This window comes from Corallococcus exercitus (genome assembly GCF_003611585.1).
Classification (GTDB): domain Bacteria; phylum Myxococcota; class Myxococcia; order Myxococcales; family Myxococcaceae; genus Corallococcus; species Corallococcus exercitus.
This window is the reverse complement of record NZ_RAVW01000199.1, coordinates 1-17,134: the sequence shown is the minus strand read 5'-3', so window position 1 is coordinate 17,134 and position 17,134 is coordinate 1. Positions and strand designations below refer to the sequence as shown.

Below are 17,134 nucleotides of genomic sequence, written 5' to 3'. Positions count from 1 at the left end.
TCGGCAGCGTCAGAGGTGTATAAGAGACAGCACCTGCGCGGGCCCCTGGCCGTCACGCCACAGGAGCACCGCCACCAGCAGGCACATGCCCAGCGCCCGGACGACCAGCGGCGCCATGGACAGCGAGAAGCCCTTCTCCGCCTCCGCCGCATCCGATGCCACCCACGCACCCGCGCCCGCGCCGCCGAGCGCCACGACGAGGCCCAGCACGCCCCACCACGCCCCGCGCCGCGAGGACTCCCAGGGCCGCAGGAGCACCAGCCCCCACGCCAGCAGCGCCAGCTCCACCGCGACGGCGGCGCCCTTGCCCAGCCGGGCCACCGACGACGGCCCCAGCACCGCGAAGAACACGAACGCCGCTTCCGCCAGCGCCTGGCGCTTCGACGGGGCCTTCTCCAGCAGGACGGCGACATCACCACGCAGCACCACGGGCACTTCCTTCCGGCGCCACGGGGCAGGGACCCGTGGGGTTCCCGGACACGCTAACGGCTTCGCCCCGCCGCTCACGGGTTTTCCTCCGCGAGACGCCCGGTTCAGGACGGGAGGGCTGTTGCGTGCCCTCCCGCCCCGTCAGGCCCCGCGGCCTACTGGCAGGTGATGCCGGGGAGCCCCCGGTACGCGCCCTGCGCGGTCCACCGTGTGTAGGGCGTGCCGCAGGAGCCCGCGTAGGGGTCATCCGTGCCGTAGCCCGGGACCCAGTACTCGAAGTGCAGGTGCGGGCCCGTGGACGCGCCGGACGAACCCACGCGCGCAATCCAGTTGCCGCAGGCGAGCGTGGTCCCCCGGGCGAACTGCTGCGTGTATGCCTTCAGGTGCCAGTACCAGGTCTGCGTGTTGTCCGGGTGCCGCATGATGATGTAGTTCGCCGTGTAGAGACCGCACGCGGCATAGGGATTGGCCTGGTCCCAGTAGTTGCACCGGTCGTAGTACCCATCCACCGACGCCTCGACGTAGCCCCGGGCGGCGTTCATCGCCCAGACGCCGTAGTCCATCTTGGAGAACCCGCCCACCAGCGCGTAGTCCGTGCCCGTGTGCCCGCTGTAGCGCACGCCGCCGCAGGCGTAGTCCCGGCCGCCGTAGTCCTTGTACGCGCTCACCGTGCAGCCGCCGTTGCCGCACTGGTCCGCGAGCTGCGACGCGGGGAAGCGGAACATCGTCTGCGCGGCGGAGACCGCCGGGAGCATGAGCAGCGCGAACGTCACCGTGAGCCGCTGAAGGGTCGAGCGCATCACTTCGCACCTCCCACGTCCGCGGCCGCATGGCCGGTGCGCACGTTGAGCGTCCAGAACTCGCCGCCGCCCGCGTTGTAGCGGAGCACGTCGTCGCTCAACCACTCCATGTGGTGGCTGGAGACGGGCGGGGGCACGAACTCCTTCGGCGGGCCGCCGAACAGCATCCAGTTCTCCAGGCCCACGTTGGTGAGCTGCTTGGCTTCCGCGCCCTCCACCGTCGTGACGAAGAACGACGCCACGCTCGTCCGGCCCGACACGAACACCACCGTCCTGCCGTCCGGGGAGATGCTCGGCGTCGCGTCCACGCCCGGGCCGTCCGCCAGCACCTTCACGCGCCCGTTCATGTCGATGATGCCCACCGCCGTCTCATGCGGCCCCGGGACGCCCGTCTTCAGCGTGGCCACCAGCGCGTCTCCCTTCGCCGTGGGAAACAGGTCGCCGCCCACCTGCTCGGCGAGCAGCCGCTCCTGCCCCTTCGCGTCGCGCAGGCGCAGGGTGCCCTGGCCGTCCAGCAGCGCCACGTCCTGTCCCACGATGCGCGCCTCGCGGTACTTGAACTCCGGCGCCACCACGCGGACCGCGCCCGTGTCCTCGGCGTACCGGACGATGGCCAGCAGCGGCAGGTCATCCGTGCCCAGCGGCTCCACGGGGACCTCCGCGACGACGCCCGCCAGCATCTCCCGGCCCTGGCCGAAGAGCTGGACGAAGCGCGCCTTGGGCCCGAAGGCCTTCTCCACGGCGGGCACCAGGCTCTCACGCGCCTTCGTCACGCGGCGCAGGTCCGTCGGGTTCGGAGGTCCCTCCGCGAAGGCAGGGCTGCCCACCAGCGTCATCACGGCGAGTGCGACAAATGGGTTTCTCATTTCACTCCTGGGAATGGGGAAGCCGCGACGGGAGCGCGGTGACAAGGTTCTCTCAATGTCTGGGATTGAGTTGCTTTTAAACTGGTTATTCAGGAATAGACGGAAAATTGAAGAATTGATGCAAGGGCGCGGCCGGGCCCGACGTGTTACGAGCCCTGCATGGCGAAAACCCTTCCCGAGCGTCCGCGCGCGATCCTCGTCGGTGTCCAGCTTCCCGGTGTCTCGGACGAGGCGCATGCCGCGGACCTCGCGGAGCTGAAGCGGCTGGTGCACACGCTGGGCTTCGACACGGTGGGCACCCTGTCCCAGCGCAGGCAGCGGCTGGCCAACGGCACGGTGCTCGGCTCCGGCAAGCTCAAGGAGCTGGCCGCGCTCACCGGCGGCTCCGGCGTCATCCCGTCCGGCGCGCAGGGCAGGGCGTCCAAGGCGCGCGAGAAGTGGGAGGCCGAAGCCGACGCGGATCCCGAAGCGGGGACCGAAGCCGCTGGCGACACGGGCGTGGAAGCGGAGGCGCCGCCCGACGAGGACGACGACGCCACGGACCTGGACCTGGAGGCCACCGCCATCGAGCCGGGCCCGAAGCCCACGGTGGTGGTCGTGGACCACGAGCTGTCCCCCAGCCAGCTGCGCAACCTGGAGCGGGCCACCGGCGCGCAGGTGCTGGACCGCGCGGGCGTCATCGTGGACATCTTCCACCGGCACGCGAAGAGCCACGAGGCGCGCATGCAGGTGGAGATCGCCCGGCTCAACTACCTGGCCCCGCGCCTGCGCGAGTCCTCGGGAGGCAGCGAGCGCCAGCAGGGCCGCGGTTCAGGTGACTCCGCGGTGGAGTTGGACCGCCGGAAGATCCGCGACCGCCTGGCGGAGCTGCGCGAGGGCCTGGCGGCCATCCAGAAGGACCAGGACCAGCGCCGGTACGCACGGCGCGACCAGCTGCGCGTGGCGCTGGTGGGCTACACGAACGCGGGCAAGTCGTCGCTGATGCGGGCGCTGACGGGCAGCGCGGTGCTGGTGGCGGATCAGCTCTTCGCCACGCTGGACACGACGGTGCGCGCGATGCAGCCGGAGACCCGTCCGCGCATCCTGGTCTCCGACACGGTGGGCTTCATCCAGAAGCTGCCGCACGACCTGGTGGCGTCATTCCGCTCGACGCTGGACGAGGCGCTGGAGGCGTCGCTGCTGCTCTACGTGGTGGACGCGTCCGACCCCACCTGGGCCGCGCAGTTGGAGGTCACCCGCACGGTGCTCCGCGAGATTGGCGCGGAGGTCGTCCCGAGCAAGCTGCTCTTCAACAAGGTGGACCGCCTGGACACTGCGGCACAGGAAGCGCTCAAGGCCGCGCACCCGGACGCGCTCCAGCTCTCCGCGCACCGGCCGGACGACGTGGCCGGCTTGCGCCGGGAGATCATCGCCTTCTTCGAGGCCTCCATGGTGGAGGCGGACCTGGTGATTCCCTACGCGCGGCAGGCCCGCATCGGCGAGGTGTACGAGCACACCACCGTGGTGTCGCAGGCCTACGACGAGACGGGCAGCCGGCTGCGTGTGAGGGGCCTGCCGGGCGCCATCGCCCGGCTCACCCGTTCGTTGCAGGAGTAGGCGTCAGCGCACGACGGGCACGGTCACCGGGTCCTTGTCGTCCACGGTGACCTCCACCTTGCCCACGCGCCACAGCACGGGCTGGAACGCGAGGTTCAGGCGGTGCCCGTCCGCGGTCTCCACCAGGGCCGTGCCCTCCTTGGGCAGGTAGTTGCCCACCTCGTACAGGAGCGAGGTGAACGTGATGCGGTCCGTGCCGGACGGGCCGGTCAATTCACCGGGACCGTCGAACAGCAGCGTGGTGCCGCCGATGATGGGCAGCCCATCGCGCTTCCCCACGCGGCTGTTGATGTGGAAGCTGTGCTCGGCGCGGCCGGGCACCTGGCCCTCCACGTCCGCGAACAGGCGCGTCTCGTCCGCGCACGTGCCGTAGCCCACCTTCGCCTGGAGCATCTGGCCGTCCACGGCCATCTCGCGCAGGTCGGCGTGCATCTCCATCAGGTCCTCGCCGCCGCGGTACTCCAGCACCGCGCGTCCGCTGAGGCGCACGCCGTGCACGTCACAGCCGCCGGCCGGGAAGGTCACGACGACGGAGTCGGTGACGTCGTCCACGGCCTGCACCGTGGCCGTCGCGCAGGCCACCGTGGAGGACAGGCCCTCCACGGCGTGGTTCAGGAACGAGCGCCGGGGCTCGCCGCAGGAATACACGGGCATCAGGCCCAGCATCTCCAGCGCGCCGCGCACCAGGTGCGTGGAGGCCGCCACGCGCTCCACGCGGGCCTTCGCGTCGTCAATCTCCTCCTGCGAGGGCACGTTGTCTCCACAGGCGCTGGTGGCGAGGGCGGCGGCGGCAAGGCAGGCGATGCGACGCATGAAGGGCTCCAAGGAAGACGGTGCGGATCCCCCGCGCCATCGCGGGAGACCGTACCCCGGCCCATCAGCAACCGTCATGCCCCCCTCAACCCCGCGAATCCCCAGGGAAAGGGGCTCCCGTGACACCCCTTGCGTGTGCAGCGCGCTGCGCACCCAGGGGCAGCCCTGTCCGACAGTCGGACCGGTTCGCGCGGTGCGGCGCGTGACGTCAGCGCAGCCCCAGGGCTCCCCAGTTCTTGAAGAAGATGAAGACGCCCATCACGACGAGGAAGCCGGAGAAGGCCACCTTGAGCCTCGCCTGGGAGACGAAGTGGGACGCCCAGGTGCCGGTCAGGATGCCCGCCACGGAGATGGCCGTGAAGAGGCCCAGCACGCCCCAGGGCACGTCGACGTGGCCCAGGTAGCCCGCGAAGCCCACGAGGGAGTTGAGGGCGATGACGAGCAGGCTGGTGCCCACCGCCTGCTTCATGGGCAGGCCCACCAGCAGCACCAGCGCGGGGACGATGAGGAAGCCGCCGCCCACGCCCACCAGGCCGGTGAGGGCCCCGACCCCGAGCGCGACCAGGGCCATGAGGGGGACGGACCGCTTCTGGGGCGCGGGCGCTGGCGCGGAGTCCTTCCGGCCATGGCGCGACATGAGGCCGGCGGAGACGAGCATCACCGTGGCGAAGAGCAGCAGCTGCACGCTCCCGGAGATGAAGGCGGCCAGACGGGCCCCGGCGTAGGTGCCCGCCATGGCCACCGCCCCGAAGACGAGGGCCGCCTTCCATTGGACGTTGCCCTTGCGCCAGTGGCTCGCCGCGCCGAAGAGGCTGGTGACGCCCACCACGGCCAGTCCCATGGCGATGGACTCCTTGGCCCCGAAGCCCAGGACGTACACGAGGATGGGGACGGTGATGATGGAGCCACCACCGCCGAGCAGGCCGAGCAACAGGCCCATGAGCGCCGCGAGGGAGAAGCCGAGGAGGGGCATGGTGTCCGTTCTGGCGTGACGCGCGCTCAGCCCTGGGGTGGGGGCGCCGTGAGTCCGCAGGCGCGGTTGGCGGGAACGGCGGCGTCCATCAGCCGGGGCCTGGGCAGGTGGAGGTTCTCCATGATGTGGATGAACTCCTCCCGGCTCTTGCCGGCCACGCGGGGGTTGTGCCGCTTCTCCTCGCCGATGCTCGTCACCAGGTGACCGTGGTAGTCGTGCGCGGGGTAGACGCGCGTTTCGTCCGGCAGGCGGAAGAGGACGCGGGTGAGGCTGTCGTAGAGCTGGCTCGCGTTCCCGTTCTGGAAGTCGGTGCGGCCGTTGCCGCGCACGAGCAGCGCGTCCCCGGTGAAGACGCGGTCGCCCAGCAGGTAGCTGACGCTGTCGTCCGTGTGCCCCGGCGTGGCCAGCACCTGGAAGACGAGCTGCCCGACGCGCACCTCGTCCCCGTGGCGGACCTGGACGTTGGCGCAAGCGGCGCCTCCCACGCCCCCCACCACCCGGGCCTGCGTGCGCTCGCGCAGCACGCCCGACGCGGTGACGTGGTCGGCGTGGACGTGGGTGTCGAAGACGTGCGTGAGGGTGAGGTCCAGCTCGGCCACCAGCCGCAGGTCGCGGTCGGCCTGTGCCAGCACGGGGTCGATGAGGACGGCCTGTCGGGTGGCCTCGTCGCCGACGAGGTAGGTGTACGTCGAGGATTCGGAGTCGAAGAGCTGCCGGAAGATCATTTGAAAACCTCCTGCCCATGAGAGCCCGGGGCGCGGACAAAGGATTCAGCTGGCGCGGGTGAATCCCCTTCTCCTGAATCTGGCTCTCACGTGGCATGACCGCCTCCATCGTGCTTCCTCTCCTGGGAGGGGCCCTCATCGGGCTGAGTGCCTCCCTGTTGCTCCTGGCCAACGGCCGGGTCGCCGGCATCAGTGGCGTGGTGGGCTCACTGCTGGCCCCCGTGCGCGGTGACATCGCCTGGCGCCTGCTCTTCTTCGCCGGGCTATTCGCCGGGGGCTTGCTGCTGGCCCGGTTCCTCCCTGGGGCCTTCGCGGCGCCCCTGTCACCGAGCGCTGGCGGCGTCTGGCTGCTGGCAGGGGCCGGACTGCTGGTGGGGTTTGGCTCGCGGCTGGGCAACGGCTGCACCAGCGGGCACGGCGTCTGCGGCATCAGCCGGGGCTCGGTCCGCTCCATCTCCGCCACGCTCACCTTCATGGCGACGGGGGTCCTCACCGTCTTCCTGGTTCGCCACGTCCTCTGATTGCGAAAGCACCCCCCATGCGTCCCTCTCTCCTCAGTGCATTCCTCAGCGGCCTCGTCTTCGCCCTGGGACTGGGCCTCGCCGGCATGACGGATCCGGCCAACGTCCTGGGCTTCCTCGACATCGCGGGCGACTGGAACCCCCGGCTCGCGCTCGTGATGGGCGGCGCCATCGCCGTTCACGCGGCGCTGCGGCCCCTCATCCACCGGCGCGCGCGGCCCCTGTTCGCCGCCAGGTTCCCCGTCCTCCCCGCCAGCAGGCCGGACGCGAAGCTCCTCGTGGGCTCGGCGCTCTTCGGCGTGGGCTGGGGGCTGGGCGGCTATTGCCCCGGTCCCGCGCTCACCGCGCTGGCGACGGGAGCCGCTCCCCTGCTTGTCTTCGTGCCCGCCATGTTCGCGGGCTTCTACCTCGCGCAGGTGCTGCAAGCGCGGCGCGGCACGGCCTGAAAGCGTCGGACGCCCTGAATCCTTTTACCGCCGCGATGGCTCTCACCAGACTGCACTCACACTTCCCGGGGGCCATCCGCCCCGGGTTCCGGAATGGAGCCGCTTCATGAAGACCGTTCTCGTCGCGACCGCCGCCGCGTTCGCGGGTTTCCTCGTCGTTGCCTGTGCGCACTCGCGTCCGGAGGACGCCACCGTGGGGGCCCAGGCGCGCCGCCGGGTGGAGGCGGGCGCTACGCTGGTGGATGTCCGCTCGCCGGAGGAGTTCGCCGCCGGGCACCTGCAGGGCGCGGTGAACATCCCGGTGGACCAGCTGGAGCAGCGGCTCGGAGAGCTCGGCTCGCCTCAGACGCCCGTGGTCGTCTATTGCCGGAGTGGCGCGCGCAGCAGCCGTGCCGAGCGCTTGCTGAAGGAGAAGGGGTTCCAGGACGTCTTCAACCTGGGCCCCATGTCGGCGTGGCCGTGACACGCGGGGGCGGGCCGTGCGGTCGTCGTACCTGCTGGCCCTGTCGGTGGCTCCGGGGTGCCTTTAGAAATGCATCCGGGAGCCGAGCGATTTTCCGGTGAGGAGGCGAAGGGCGGATGTCGACGCGAACCGATGTGCAGTTGATGGAGGCCGCGCGCACGGGCGACGACAAGGCCCTGGACGAGGTCCTCGCGCGTCACGAGAAGCAGGTGTACCGCTTTGGCCTGCGCATGTGTGGCTCGGAGGAGGACGCCAAGGAGGTGCTCCAGGAGACGCTGTTCACGGCCTTCCGGGGCATCCATGCGTTCAGGGGGGACGCGGAGCTGTCCACCTGGCTGTACCAGGTGGCTCGCACCCACTGCTTCCGCCTGCGCCGCAAGCGCGTCGGTGTGCCCGAGACCTTCCAGCCGCTCGACGCGCCCGCGGCCACCCGGGTCGCGGCGGAGGATGCGGCGCCGGACATGGTCTCCCACGCGCGGCAGATGGGGGAGGTGTTGCAGGCGGCCATCCTCGCGTTGCCGGAGGCCCATCGAGAGGTGCTCATCCTCCGGGACGTGGAGGGGCTCTCCGCGGAGGAGGCGGCGAAGGTGGTGGGCATCGAGGTGCGAGCGCTCAAGAGCCGGCTGCACCGCGCGCGGCTCCAGCTGCGCGAACATCTCTCCACGCTCATGGGGGAGGGCGCCCGGGGGCAGGCCCCGGCGTGCCCGGAGCTGGCGCAGGAGCTCTCCGAGTTCGCCGCGCAGGAGGTGGACCAGGCCACCTGCGTGCGCCTCGAGGACCATCTGTCGCGCTGCCCGCGCTGTACCGAGGCGTGCGACGCGCTCAAGCGCACGGTGTCCCTGTGCCGGCGCATCCCTGGGGATGAAGTCCCCGCGCCCGTCCGCGCGGCGGTCCGGCAGGCGCTGTCACGTGCGCTGCCCGCGTGAGCCAGTGGACGCGAGGTGTCCCGTCGCCGATTCATCCGGCCAGGGATGACGCGCTAGCAGGCTGTTGAGAAACCCCTCCGAGGGATCGACACCCCGCACCGTGGCGTGGTGTCCTCGGCGTCACGGAGGGAGTGATGCGCGGACGGCCCAAGCAGCAGACGACGCTCTTCAGCTTGAGGACGCCGGGGGACCGAGTCCCAGCGGGCCATCCGCTGCGCCGGGTGAAGGACATGGCGGACGCCGCGCTGGCGGCGCTCTCGCCGACGTTCGATGCGATGTACAGCGGCACCGGCCGGCCGAGCATTCCGCCGGAGCAGTTGCTGAAGTCCTGCCTGCTGATGGCTTTCTACTCGGTAAGGAGCGAGCGGCTCTTCTGCGAGCAACTCGACTACAACCTCCTCTTCCGGTGGTTCCTCGACATGGGGATGGAGGACGCCTCCTTCGACCACAGCACCTTCTCGCAGAACCGGGACCGGCTCTTGGAGCATGACGTCGCCCGGAGATTCTTCATGGCCGTCATGGGCCAGGCGCAAAGCGCAGGGCTCACCAGCAGCGAGCACTTCAGCGTGGATGGCAGCCTGATTGAGGCCTGGGCGTCCCTGAAGTCGTTTCGCCCGAAGGACGAGAAGGACGACAAGCAGGAGCCGCCCGACGACAAGGGCAACCCGACGGTGAACTTTCACGGGCAGAAGCGAGGCAACGCGACGCATGCCTCGACGACGGACCCAGAGGCAAAGCTTGCGCGCAAGGGCAACGGCAAGGAGGCGCGCCTGGCCTACAGCCTCAATGGCGTCATGGAGAATCGCAACGGGCTGCTCGTGGACCTGGCGGTGATGCCGGCGGATGGCTTCGCCGAACGCGACGCGGCGGTGATGATGCTCGAGGGGCTGAAGTCCCGGAACGAGCGCGCTTCCGTGGGGGCGGACAAGGGCTACGACACGGCGGACTTCGTCGCCGACTGCCGGCGCATGGGAGTGACGCCTCACATTGCTCAAACGACGGACACTCGACGCCGCTCGGCCATCGACAGGCGAACGACGAGGCCCGCCGGATACGCCCTCAGCCAGCGGATACGGAAGCGAATCGAGGAAGTCTGGGGCTGGATGAAGACGGTAGGCGGCTTCCGCAAGACGCGTTTCAAGGGCCGGGAGCGGACGGAGTTGGCGGCCTACCTCGTGGGCGCCGCGTACAACCTGGTGCGAATGGCGCGGCTGACTGCCGCATAGGCGCTCTTCGCCCTCCGCCTCCCCCCCGATGACAAGGTTGAGAATGCAGGGCACGAGAAGCCCGGTCTCATGCCTTCAAACCGGGCTTCTTCAACAGCCTGCTAGGAGCCGTCTTCGTCCGGTGACGACGCCTCGAGGCCCGCCACGCCGTCGTCCTCCGCCGACCCCTCCTCCGCGGACACGGCGTCGTCTTCCTCCAGCTCGTCGTCCGGCTCCGCTTCCTCCACATCCACCGGCGCGGTGTCGGAGGCTTCCGTCAACACGGTGCCCAGCGGGTAGATGACCAGGTGGCGCTGGGGTTCGCTGCCCACGCTCACGGCCTCCAGGTGGTTCTTCACGACCAGGGTGTGCTGCACCTTGCGCAGGCGCGAAGGGCGCGGCGTGAGCGGCAGGCTGATGCCCTCCGCGAGCACCCGCTGGATGGCCTCCTCCGCGTCCGACACGGCGGCGTGCACGTCCGCGGGGTCCACACCCTCCAGCAGGTGGAACTCCGTGCGCAGCGCGCGGCGGATCTCCGTGGAGCTGTTGCGCTTGATGGCCAGCACCCGCGCCCCCACGCGCTCGGCCGCGCGGCGCAGCCGGGGCGAGTTCGCGCGGCTTCGCAGCGTGAGCACCACGTCCGCGTTCTCCGGACGGCCCACCACCACGGCCTCCACCGGCAGGTCGCGCAGCACGCGCTCCAGCAGCTCGCGGCTCACCGCGTGCGCGGCGATGCGCGTGGGCCCGGGGCGGGGCGCTCCCAGCGCGGGCGTCCCCTTGGGCACGCGTCCACCCGGCGGTGTGGCCTCCACCACCTCCGGCGCGGCCTCCACGTGCACGGCGCCGTCCTGCTGCCGCCGCTTCTCGCCGCCCACGTCCGCGCCGGTGAGCAGCCGGTCCACCGCGGCGCCGGTGTCGCGGTGCACGCGCACCTCGTCGCGGCTCACCATCTCCACCACGATGTCGAAGGTGGGTGTGCCCTTGCGCTCGGTGACGGTCTTCTGGGTGCCCCGGCGCCGCGCCTCGTCGTCGCTCAGCGTGACGGTCTGCACGCCGCCCACCAGGTCCGACAGCGTGGGGTTCAGCACCAGGTTCTCCAGCGTGTTGCCGTGCGCCGTCGCCACCAGTTGCACGCCGCGCTCCGCGATGGTGCGCGCGGCGGCGGCCTCCGCGGCGGTGCCAATCTCATCCACGACGATGGCCTCGGGCATGTGGTTCTCCACCGCCTCGATCATCACGTCGTGCTGGCGGTCCGGCCGGCTCACCTGCATGCGCCGCGCGCCGCCGATGCCCGGGTGCGGGATGTCCCCGTCGCCGCCAATCTCGTTGGACGTGTCCACCACCATCACGCGCTTGCCCAGCGCGTCCGCGAGCACGCGCGCCACCTCGCGCAGCTTCGTCGTCTTGCCCACGCCGGGACGCCCGAGCAGCAGCAGGTTGCGCCCGGACTCCACCAGGTCGCGCAGCATGTCGATGGTGCCCTGGATGGCGCGCCCCACGCGCAGCGTGAGCCCCACCACGCGCCCCTGCCGGTTGCGGATGGCGGACACGCGGTGGAGCGTGCGCTCGATGCCCGCGCGGTTGTCGCCTCCCACCTCGCCCACCCGGGCGAGCACCGCCTGGAGCTCCTCCTGCTCCACGGGCGCTTCGGACAGACGGGCCACGCCGTGCACCAGGCGGGCCTCCGGAGGCCGGCCCAGGTCCATCACCACTTCCAGCAGCTCCGCGTGGGGCAGCTTCCGCACCGCCTCCTGGAGCGGCGGCGGCAGCACCGCCACCAGCAGGGCGAAGTCATTGTCGAAAGAAGTTCCCGAAGCCATCCCCCAAAAGTGCCTCGCGAGGCCCGCCCGCGCACGGCTTTCCTGCGCTTTCCCGGGAGGGACGTCCCCTGGAAGAAGCTCCCTCCCAGCCTGGCAGGCGGCCAGGCGCACCGGCCGTGACGGGGAGGAGCCAGACAGTGGCCATCCCTACTTTCAGGCCATGCCCACCGCGACGCAGGACCGCTCCCCCCTCTGGCCCCAGCTCGAGCAGGAGGCGCGCGAGCGCTTCGGCGTGGAGGACTTCCGGCCCGGGCAGCGGGACATCATCGAGGCGGTGCTCGCGGGGCGCGACGTGCTGGGCGTGCTGCCCACGGGCGCGGGCAAGAGCCTCACCTTCCAGCTCCCGGCCCTCTTCGTCCCCGGCGCCACGGTGGTGGTCAGCCCGCTCATCGCGCTGATGCACGACCAGCGCGAACACCTCACGGAGCGCTACGACCTGGACGCGGCGAAGCTGGACTCCACCCTGAGCGCCAGCGACCTGAAGACGCTCCAGAAGGAGATCCGCCGGGGCGAACACGAGTTCATCTACGTCACCCCCGAGCAGCTGGAGAACCCGGAGCGCCTGGCGCTGCTCCAGCGCGCCAACGTGAGCCTCTTCGTGGTGGACGAAGCGCACTGCGTCTCGCAGTGGGGCCACGACTTCCGGCCCGCGTACCTCTCGCTGGGGGACGCCATCCGCGCGCTCGGCCGGCCCCGGGTGCTCGCGCTCACGGCCACCGCCACGCCCCGCGTGCGCGAGGACATCCGCACCCAGCTGGGGATGGACGACCCGGTGGTGGTGTGCACCGGCATCCAGCGCGACAACCTCACGCTGGAGGTCCACCGCACGGTGAACCCGGAGCTCAAGCGCCAGAAGCTGCTGGAGCTGCTGCGCGCCAACGACGGCAGCGCCATCGTCTACACGGCCACCGTGCGCAAGGCGGACGAACTCTGGCGCTGGCTGCGCGCGGAGGGAATCGAAGCGGAGCGCTACCACGGCAAGCTCAAGACGTCCGAGCGCGAGGAGAGCCAGCGCCGCTTCATGGACGGCACCACGCCGGTGGTGGTGGCGACGAAGGCCTTCGGGCTGGGCATCGACAAGCCGGACCTGCGGCTGGTGGTGCACTACCACTTCCCCGACTCGCTGGAGAGCTACTACCAGGAGGCGGGCCGCGCGGGCCGTGACGGACAGCCCGCGAAGGCGGCGCTGCTGTACCGGCTGGAGGACCGGCGCATCCAGGGCTTCTTCCTGGGCGGCAAGTACCCGCGCCGCGACGAGAGCCAGCGCCTCTACCAGGCCGCGACCACGCTGTGCGCGCAGGGCAAGGCCGTGGCCCTCAAGCGGCTGTCCGAAGCGAGCGGATTGGGCGACAAGCGCACCCGCGTGCTGGTGGCGCAGCTGGTGGCCGCGGGCGTGCTGGAGAAGGGCGCGCGAGGCGTGAAGCAGCTGCGCGCGTTCGACAAGCCCGAGGAGCTGGACGCGTACCTGAGCGCCTATGAGGAGCGCCACGACGGGGACCGCGACCGCCTGGACGCGATGATGCGCTACGGGAGCACCACCGCGTGCCGCTGGAAGGTGCTGGGCACCTACTTCGACGAGCCCCTGGAAGAGGACTGCGCCCGCTGCGACAACTGCCGCGCCCGCGCGGAAGGCCGCTTCGACGCCCGGCCTTCCCCATCTGTTCTGCACAAACGGTCCCGGCCCGAGGTCTTGACAGCCCCAGCCGCGTGAGGCTTTTTGCCCCACGCCGGTGCGACCTTGAAACCCGACTTCCGTACTCGGAGTACAGGACTCCCGGGTCTTCAGGCCTAGGGGCATTGTGCACGAATACAGGTATGGCGTATATTGCACAGCCTACCTGGACGTAAGGCACTTCAGACCTTTCCCTCAAAGGTCCTGGAAGGCGGAGACGCGATGGCGGAAGGCAAGTTGAAGGCACTTGTGGTGGATGATGACCCACTCGTGCTCGAACTGGTGGAGCGCTCCATCAGCCGGTACGGCTTCGAGGTCGTCACCACGCGCGCGGCGCTGGGTGTGGCCAACCTGCTGCGGACCGAGCAGCCGGACATCGTGCTCCTGGACGTGAACATCCCGGCGCTGAGCGGCGATCGCATCCTGGGCGTGGTGCGCCAGTTCGCGGGGCCGGACACGCTGTTCATCCTGTACTCGTCCATGGACGAGTCGAAGCTGCGCGAGCTGGTGCGCGCGTCCGGGGCGGATGGCTACATCCCCAAGGGCGTCACCGGTCCGGAGCTGGCGCTGAAGCTGTCCGGCCTGCACCACAAGCGGATGGCGAACCGTCCCACGCCCCCCGCGGCGCGTGGGGAGTCCGTGCTCCAGCGCGACGTGGCCGCGCCCCAGTCGCAGAGCACCACGGCCCAGGTGTCGATGGCGTCGCGGTAGGTGTAGCCGGTCTCGAACCTTTCGCGCGTGCGTCGAAGAGGCCCTTCCCCCGGAGGGCCGCATGGCGCGGGATCCAGGTCCCGCGCCAGCCCCGCGAGCGTCAGTGATCGAGGCCCGCGGGACCCGGCGGAGGCTTGTCCGGCAGGTCGTCCTGGAACTCGTCGCGAGAGAACAGCGGAGTCACGAGCGTCTTCGCCTCCAGCTCCGCCGGTCCCGGGAGCGGCTTGTCCGGGAGCGCCTGCCGAGGCCTTCGGGGCATGGGTACCAGTACGGGACTGATCCGACATCTCGACATGACCGTGTCCTCCTGACGAAGCCGCCGCGGGGTCCGTGCTCCCGAGCCCGCGTGCGGCTTCTTCTTGAAAACGTGTCAGGTAGGGTTCTTTTAAGGACCCTGACAGGTCGTCATTGGAACAGGAGCACGTCGTGAACCCAGCGGTCTCCAGGTGAGGCCTGAAGCCAGGCCTGCCGCTCGTCGCGCAGGGCCACGGCAGGGACGGCGCCCGCGTGGATGCGCTCGCGCACGTCGTTGAAGAAGCGGCCCGCGGTGTCTGGGATGTCCACCGTGGCGGCCAGCACCGCGCGCGCCCCGGCGTCGAGGAAGGCCACCGGCAGGCTGAAGGACTCGTGCGGGAAGGGCGCGGTGCGCGCGGCGCCGCACGCGGCCAGGAACACCAGCGGCGCTCCCGTGAGCCCGTGCTCGCGCACCTGTCTGGCGGTGAGCGCGTAGCGGCCATCCCCCTCCGGGGCCAGCATGAGGAGCGAGGCGTCCGACTGCTCCGGGCTGAACACGCCGTGCGTGTGGAGCTCCACCTCGGTGGCGGTGCGCATCGCCTCCAGCACGCGTGACGGCGTGGCCCGCGCGCCCTCCAGCATCACGCGCCGGGCGTCCTCTCCAGGAGGAGGCGACATCGGCGGCAGGCGCGCGAGGCCCAGGGCCGGGGGCGTCTCCACGTTGGAGACGACCAGGTGCGTGCCGCTGTCCACCGGCGGAGGCGGGTCCACCGTCGCGTGGCCCACCCGGTAGCTCCAGGCGAAGTCCGGAGGCAGCAGCCGGGGCAGGCCGTTCACCGGAGGCGGGGCCAGCACCTGCACCTGCTCGCATCCGCGCAGCGCCTCCCGCACCGAGGGCGGCACCAGTCCGGAGGCATCCTGTCCGAGCGGCGCCGTGCGCGTCTGCGTGAAGTCCCCGAGCACCGCGCCCGAAGGACCCCGCGCCACCGCGACCGTGCGCTCGTGCTGCACGGACACCGCGAGCACGCAGCGCTCCGGCACCTCCCTCACCTGGAGCTGGCGGCCCGCGAGGGTGAGCGCCTCCACGAACGCGCCCGTGCGTCCGGCGTCGGAGATGAGCGCGACGGAGGCGCGGGCCCGCGCGCGGCGGGCGTTCACGTCGTCGGGCCACTGCTCCGCCTGCGTGAGGGCGCTCTCCAGCAGGGCGCGTCCGGCGGCGGGGTCGCGTTCCAGCTCGAACTCACCCTGGATGGCGTCCAGCAGCACGCGTTCACCGGGGCGCGGCTGGCCCTGTCTCAGTTCGGAGAGCGCACGGGACAGCGCGTCCGCCGCGCCGGGCATGGGGCCGAAGCGGGCCAGGTCCGCGATCACTCCCGCGCCGTTGAGCCCCAGCGGCAGGTCGGACTCCATCGACTTCTCCAGATGCTGGCGGGCCTCCTCCACGCGGAAGTCCATCCACGCCAGGGTCGCCAGATTGCGGTGCACGTAGCCGGACTGCGTGCGGTTGTCGGGCTCGCGCGCCAGCGACTCCCGGAAGTACGCGCTCGCGGTGGGCGCGACATGGTGGAAGCGCGCCACCTGCGCCAGCTCCTGGAGGAACCGCCGCTCCCAATCCCGCTCCCCCAACCGCTTCGCGAGCTCCCAGCCGCGCAGCGCGTGCTCATGGGCTTCGGCGGGCCGGTGCAGCTCGCCCACGTACATCTCCGCGAGCCACGCGTGCAGGTCGGCGCAGCGGTAGTCCAGCCGCGCCTGCTGGCACGAGCGAAGTGCCTCCAGGACGCGCGTCTCCGCCTTCCACCACTGGCCGTCGCGCACCTCCTGGTTGGCGCGCTCGCGTTCGGCGATGAGGTGGAACCAGGGGTCGCCCAGGCCGTCCGCGGCGCGAGCGAACGCCGTGACGTCCACGGGGCGTCCCGCGTTGAGCTCGTATCCGACCGCGCCCACGTACAGGTCGTCCTCGCCCGAGTGCCTCAGCGTCTCCAGGAAGGCCGGAGGAAACGGAGTCTTGCCGCGCACGAACAGGGCGTAGTCCCGGGCGAGCGGCCCACGCTTCTGGAAGTCCCGCGCGGCCACGCGGGTGACGGTCTCATGCAGCACCGTGCCGCCGCCGTAGGCCCGGTCCAGGGCCTCCGCCAGCGGCAGCATCCGCAGCGCCGCGTCCTTCGACGGAGCCGCGCGGACCGCGTCGTAGAAGGCCAGCCGCACGATGCCCGGAAACCTCCCAGCCTCCTCCAGCGGAAGCGGCGCGTTGGGGTCGGCCATCAGGTCCTGCGTCGCCGCGAAGGCCTGTCTCCATGCGCGGCCCCGGGCCCGTGTCTCCTCGCGCAAGAGGCCCGCGCGGTCCCGGGCCTCCGCGCTCCAGCCGGGCTCGCCCAGCTTCGCCACGGCGTCGAAGGCCTCCGCCGCGAGCAGAGGCAGGCCCAGGTTCCGCAGGACCAGCGCGTGGTTCCACAGGGCCTGCGGGTGGTCCGGCTGCTTCCGGAGCACGTCCTCCAGCACGGCCAGGGCCTCGTCGAGCGACGTCTGCTCGGAGGCCCCGGCATGGTCCAGCGCCAGCGCCACCGCGCGGTCGGAGTCCACGTCCGGAGAGGCGGGCACGTTGTCCAGGTAGCTCAGCGCCTGCCGCGCGTCGCCCGCGAGCAGGAACGCGGAGGCGATGCCCCGCCAGTCCTGCCGGTCCTCCATCCGGGCCAGCTCCCGCAGCGGCACCAGCGCTGGCGTGGGCGTCCCACCGCGCAGGGGCACGTAGGGGCGGTGTCCATCCAGGGGCGCGGACGTCAGCCGCGCCTCCAGGAGACGGGTGGCCTCCGGGGGAGGCCAGGGCGTGGGAGCGTCAGCCGTCACGCGCGCCGTCCAGGTGCCCACGGCAGCGAGGGCCAGGGCGAGCGCCCCCAGGTGGTTCCAGTGGGGGCTCCAGCGGCGGGGATGCGGAGG

The 17,134-nt window shown here is 71.2% G+C and carries 17 protein-coding genes; 8 read left to right on the top strand and 9 right to left on the bottom strand.

Annotated features, from left to right (window positions below; translation table 11 throughout):
• Window positions 1-9: 9 nt before the first annotated feature.
• From D7W79_RS46470 to D7W79_RS23460, 3 genes are all read right to left on the bottom strand, one after another.
• Window positions 10-429: a hypothetical protein gene (locus D7W79_RS46470; protein ID WP_244221925.1), complete on the bottom strand. Its 420-nt coding sequence runs from the start codon at window positions 427-429 to the stop codon at window positions 10-12.
• A 155-nt stretch (window positions 430-584) separates the two neighbouring features.
• Complete coding sequence (locus D7W79_RS23465; protein WP_120527625.1) at window positions 585-1,229, bottom strand: M23 family metallopeptidase; 645 nt, start codon at window positions 1,227-1,229, stop codon at window positions 585-587.
• Entirely contained in the window at window positions 1,229-2,095 is an 867-nt protein-coding gene (locus D7W79_RS23460; RefSeq protein ID WP_120527624.1) for a TolB family protein, read from the bottom strand. Before D7W79_RS23460 ends, D7W79_RS23465 begins: the two co-directional genes overlap by 1 nt.
• Before the next feature lie 159 nt (window positions 2,096-2,254).
• Here D7W79_RS23460 and hflX point away from each other — a divergent pair, with 159 nt between their 5' ends.
• On the top strand, window positions 2,255-3,691 hold the full coding sequence (gene hflX / locus D7W79_RS23455) for a GTPase HflX (protein ID WP_120527623.1): 1,437 nt from the start codon (window positions 2,255-2,257) through the stop codon (window positions 3,689-3,691).
• A gap of 3 nt (window positions 3,692-3,694) precedes the next feature.
• On the opposite strand, the gene D7W79_RS23450 is transcribed toward hflX, so the two are convergent.
• The 3 genes from D7W79_RS23450 to D7W79_RS23440 all read right to left on the bottom strand — a co-directional run bounded on the left by D7W79_RS23450 (window position 3,695) and on the right by D7W79_RS23440 (window position 6,202).
• Window positions 3,695-4,504: a hypothetical protein gene (locus D7W79_RS23450; RefSeq protein ID WP_244221924.1), complete on the bottom strand. Its 810-nt coding sequence runs from the start codon at window positions 4,502-4,504 to the stop codon at window positions 3,695-3,697.
• Between the two features lie 208 nt (window positions 4,505-4,712).
• Window positions 4,713-5,477: a sulfite exporter TauE/SafE family protein gene (locus tag D7W79_RS23445; RefSeq protein WP_120527621.1), complete on the bottom strand. Its 765-nt coding sequence runs from the start codon at window positions 5,475-5,477 to the stop codon at window positions 4,713-4,715.
• Between the two features lie 26 nt (window positions 5,478-5,503).
• Window positions 5,504-6,202, bottom strand: coding sequence for an MBL fold metallo-hydrolase (locus D7W79_RS23440; protein WP_120527620.1), 699 nt, complete (start codon window positions 6,200-6,202; stop codon window positions 5,504-5,506).
• A 95-nt stretch (window positions 6,203-6,297) separates the two neighbouring features.
• Between D7W79_RS23440 and D7W79_RS23435 the strand changes: the two genes are divergently transcribed.
• The 5 genes from D7W79_RS23435 (at window position 6,298) to D7W79_RS23415 (ending at window position 9,784) form a co-directional block, all read left to right on the top strand.
• On the top strand, window positions 6,298-6,723 hold the full coding sequence (locus D7W79_RS23435) for a YeeE/YedE family protein (protein WP_120527619.1): 426 nt from the start codon (window positions 6,298-6,300) through the stop codon (window positions 6,721-6,723).
• A gap of 17 nt (window positions 6,724-6,740) precedes the next feature.
• The gene (locus D7W79_RS23430) at window positions 6,741-7,169 is read left to right on the top strand and encodes a DUF6691 family protein (RefSeq protein WP_120527618.1); all 429 of its coding nucleotides are present in this window, start codon (window positions 6,741-6,743) and stop codon (window positions 7,167-7,169) included.
• A gap of 106 nt (window positions 7,170-7,275) precedes the next feature.
• On the top strand, window positions 7,276-7,632 hold the full coding sequence (locus D7W79_RS23425) for a rhodanese-like domain-containing protein (protein ID WP_120527617.1): 357 nt from the start codon (window positions 7,276-7,278) through the stop codon (window positions 7,630-7,632).
• 116 nt (window positions 7,633-7,748) lie between these two features.
• The gene (locus tag D7W79_RS23420; protein ID WP_120527616.1) at window positions 7,749-8,558 is read left to right on the top strand and encodes a sigma-70 family RNA polymerase sigma factor; all 810 of its coding nucleotides are present in this window, start codon (window positions 7,749-7,751) and stop codon (window positions 8,556-8,558) included.
• Between the two features lie 134 nt (window positions 8,559-8,692).
• A complete protein-coding gene (locus D7W79_RS23415; RefSeq protein WP_120527615.1) occupies window positions 8,693-9,784 on the top strand; it encodes an IS5 family transposase in 1,092 nt (363 codons plus the stop codon).
• Between the two features lie 101 nt (window positions 9,785-9,885).
• Here D7W79_RS23415 and D7W79_RS23410 read toward each other — a convergent pair whose 3' ends face one another.
• On the bottom strand, window positions 9,886-11,583 hold the full coding sequence (locus D7W79_RS23410; protein WP_120527614.1) for an AAA ATPase domain-containing protein: 1,698 nt from the start codon (window positions 11,581-11,583) through the stop codon (window positions 9,886-9,888).
• Between the two features lie 160 nt (window positions 11,584-11,743).
• Here D7W79_RS23410 and D7W79_RS23405 point away from each other — a divergent pair, with 160 nt between their 5' ends.
• Together D7W79_RS23405 and D7W79_RS23400 are read left to right on the top strand one after the other, a co-directional pair.
• On the top strand, window positions 11,744-13,294 hold the full coding sequence (locus D7W79_RS23405; protein ID WP_120527613.1) for a RecQ family ATP-dependent DNA helicase: 1,551 nt from the start codon (window positions 11,744-11,746) through the stop codon (window positions 13,292-13,294).
• A gap of 213 nt (window positions 13,295-13,507) precedes the next feature.
• Window positions 13,508-13,966 carry a response regulator gene (locus D7W79_RS23400; protein WP_338078823.1) on the top strand — a complete coding sequence of 153 codons (459 nt, stop codon included), beginning with the start codon at window positions 13,508-13,510 and terminating at the stop codon, window positions 13,964-13,966.
• Window positions 13,967-14,066: 100 nt separating this feature from the next.
• Here the strand turns inward: D7W79_RS23400 and D7W79_RS43770 are convergent, their stop codons facing one another.
• Together D7W79_RS43770 and D7W79_RS23395 are read right to left on the bottom strand one after the other, a co-directional pair.
• Window positions 14,067-14,225: a hypothetical protein gene (locus D7W79_RS43770; protein ID WP_158617026.1), complete on the bottom strand. Its 159-nt coding sequence runs from the start codon at window positions 14,223-14,225 to the stop codon at window positions 14,067-14,069.
• Between the two features lie 146 nt (window positions 14,226-14,371).
• Window positions 14,372-17,134, bottom strand: a 2,763-nt coding sequence (locus tag D7W79_RS23395) for a CHAT domain-containing protein (protein WP_120527611.1), incomplete at its 5' end; no start/stop codon positions are given.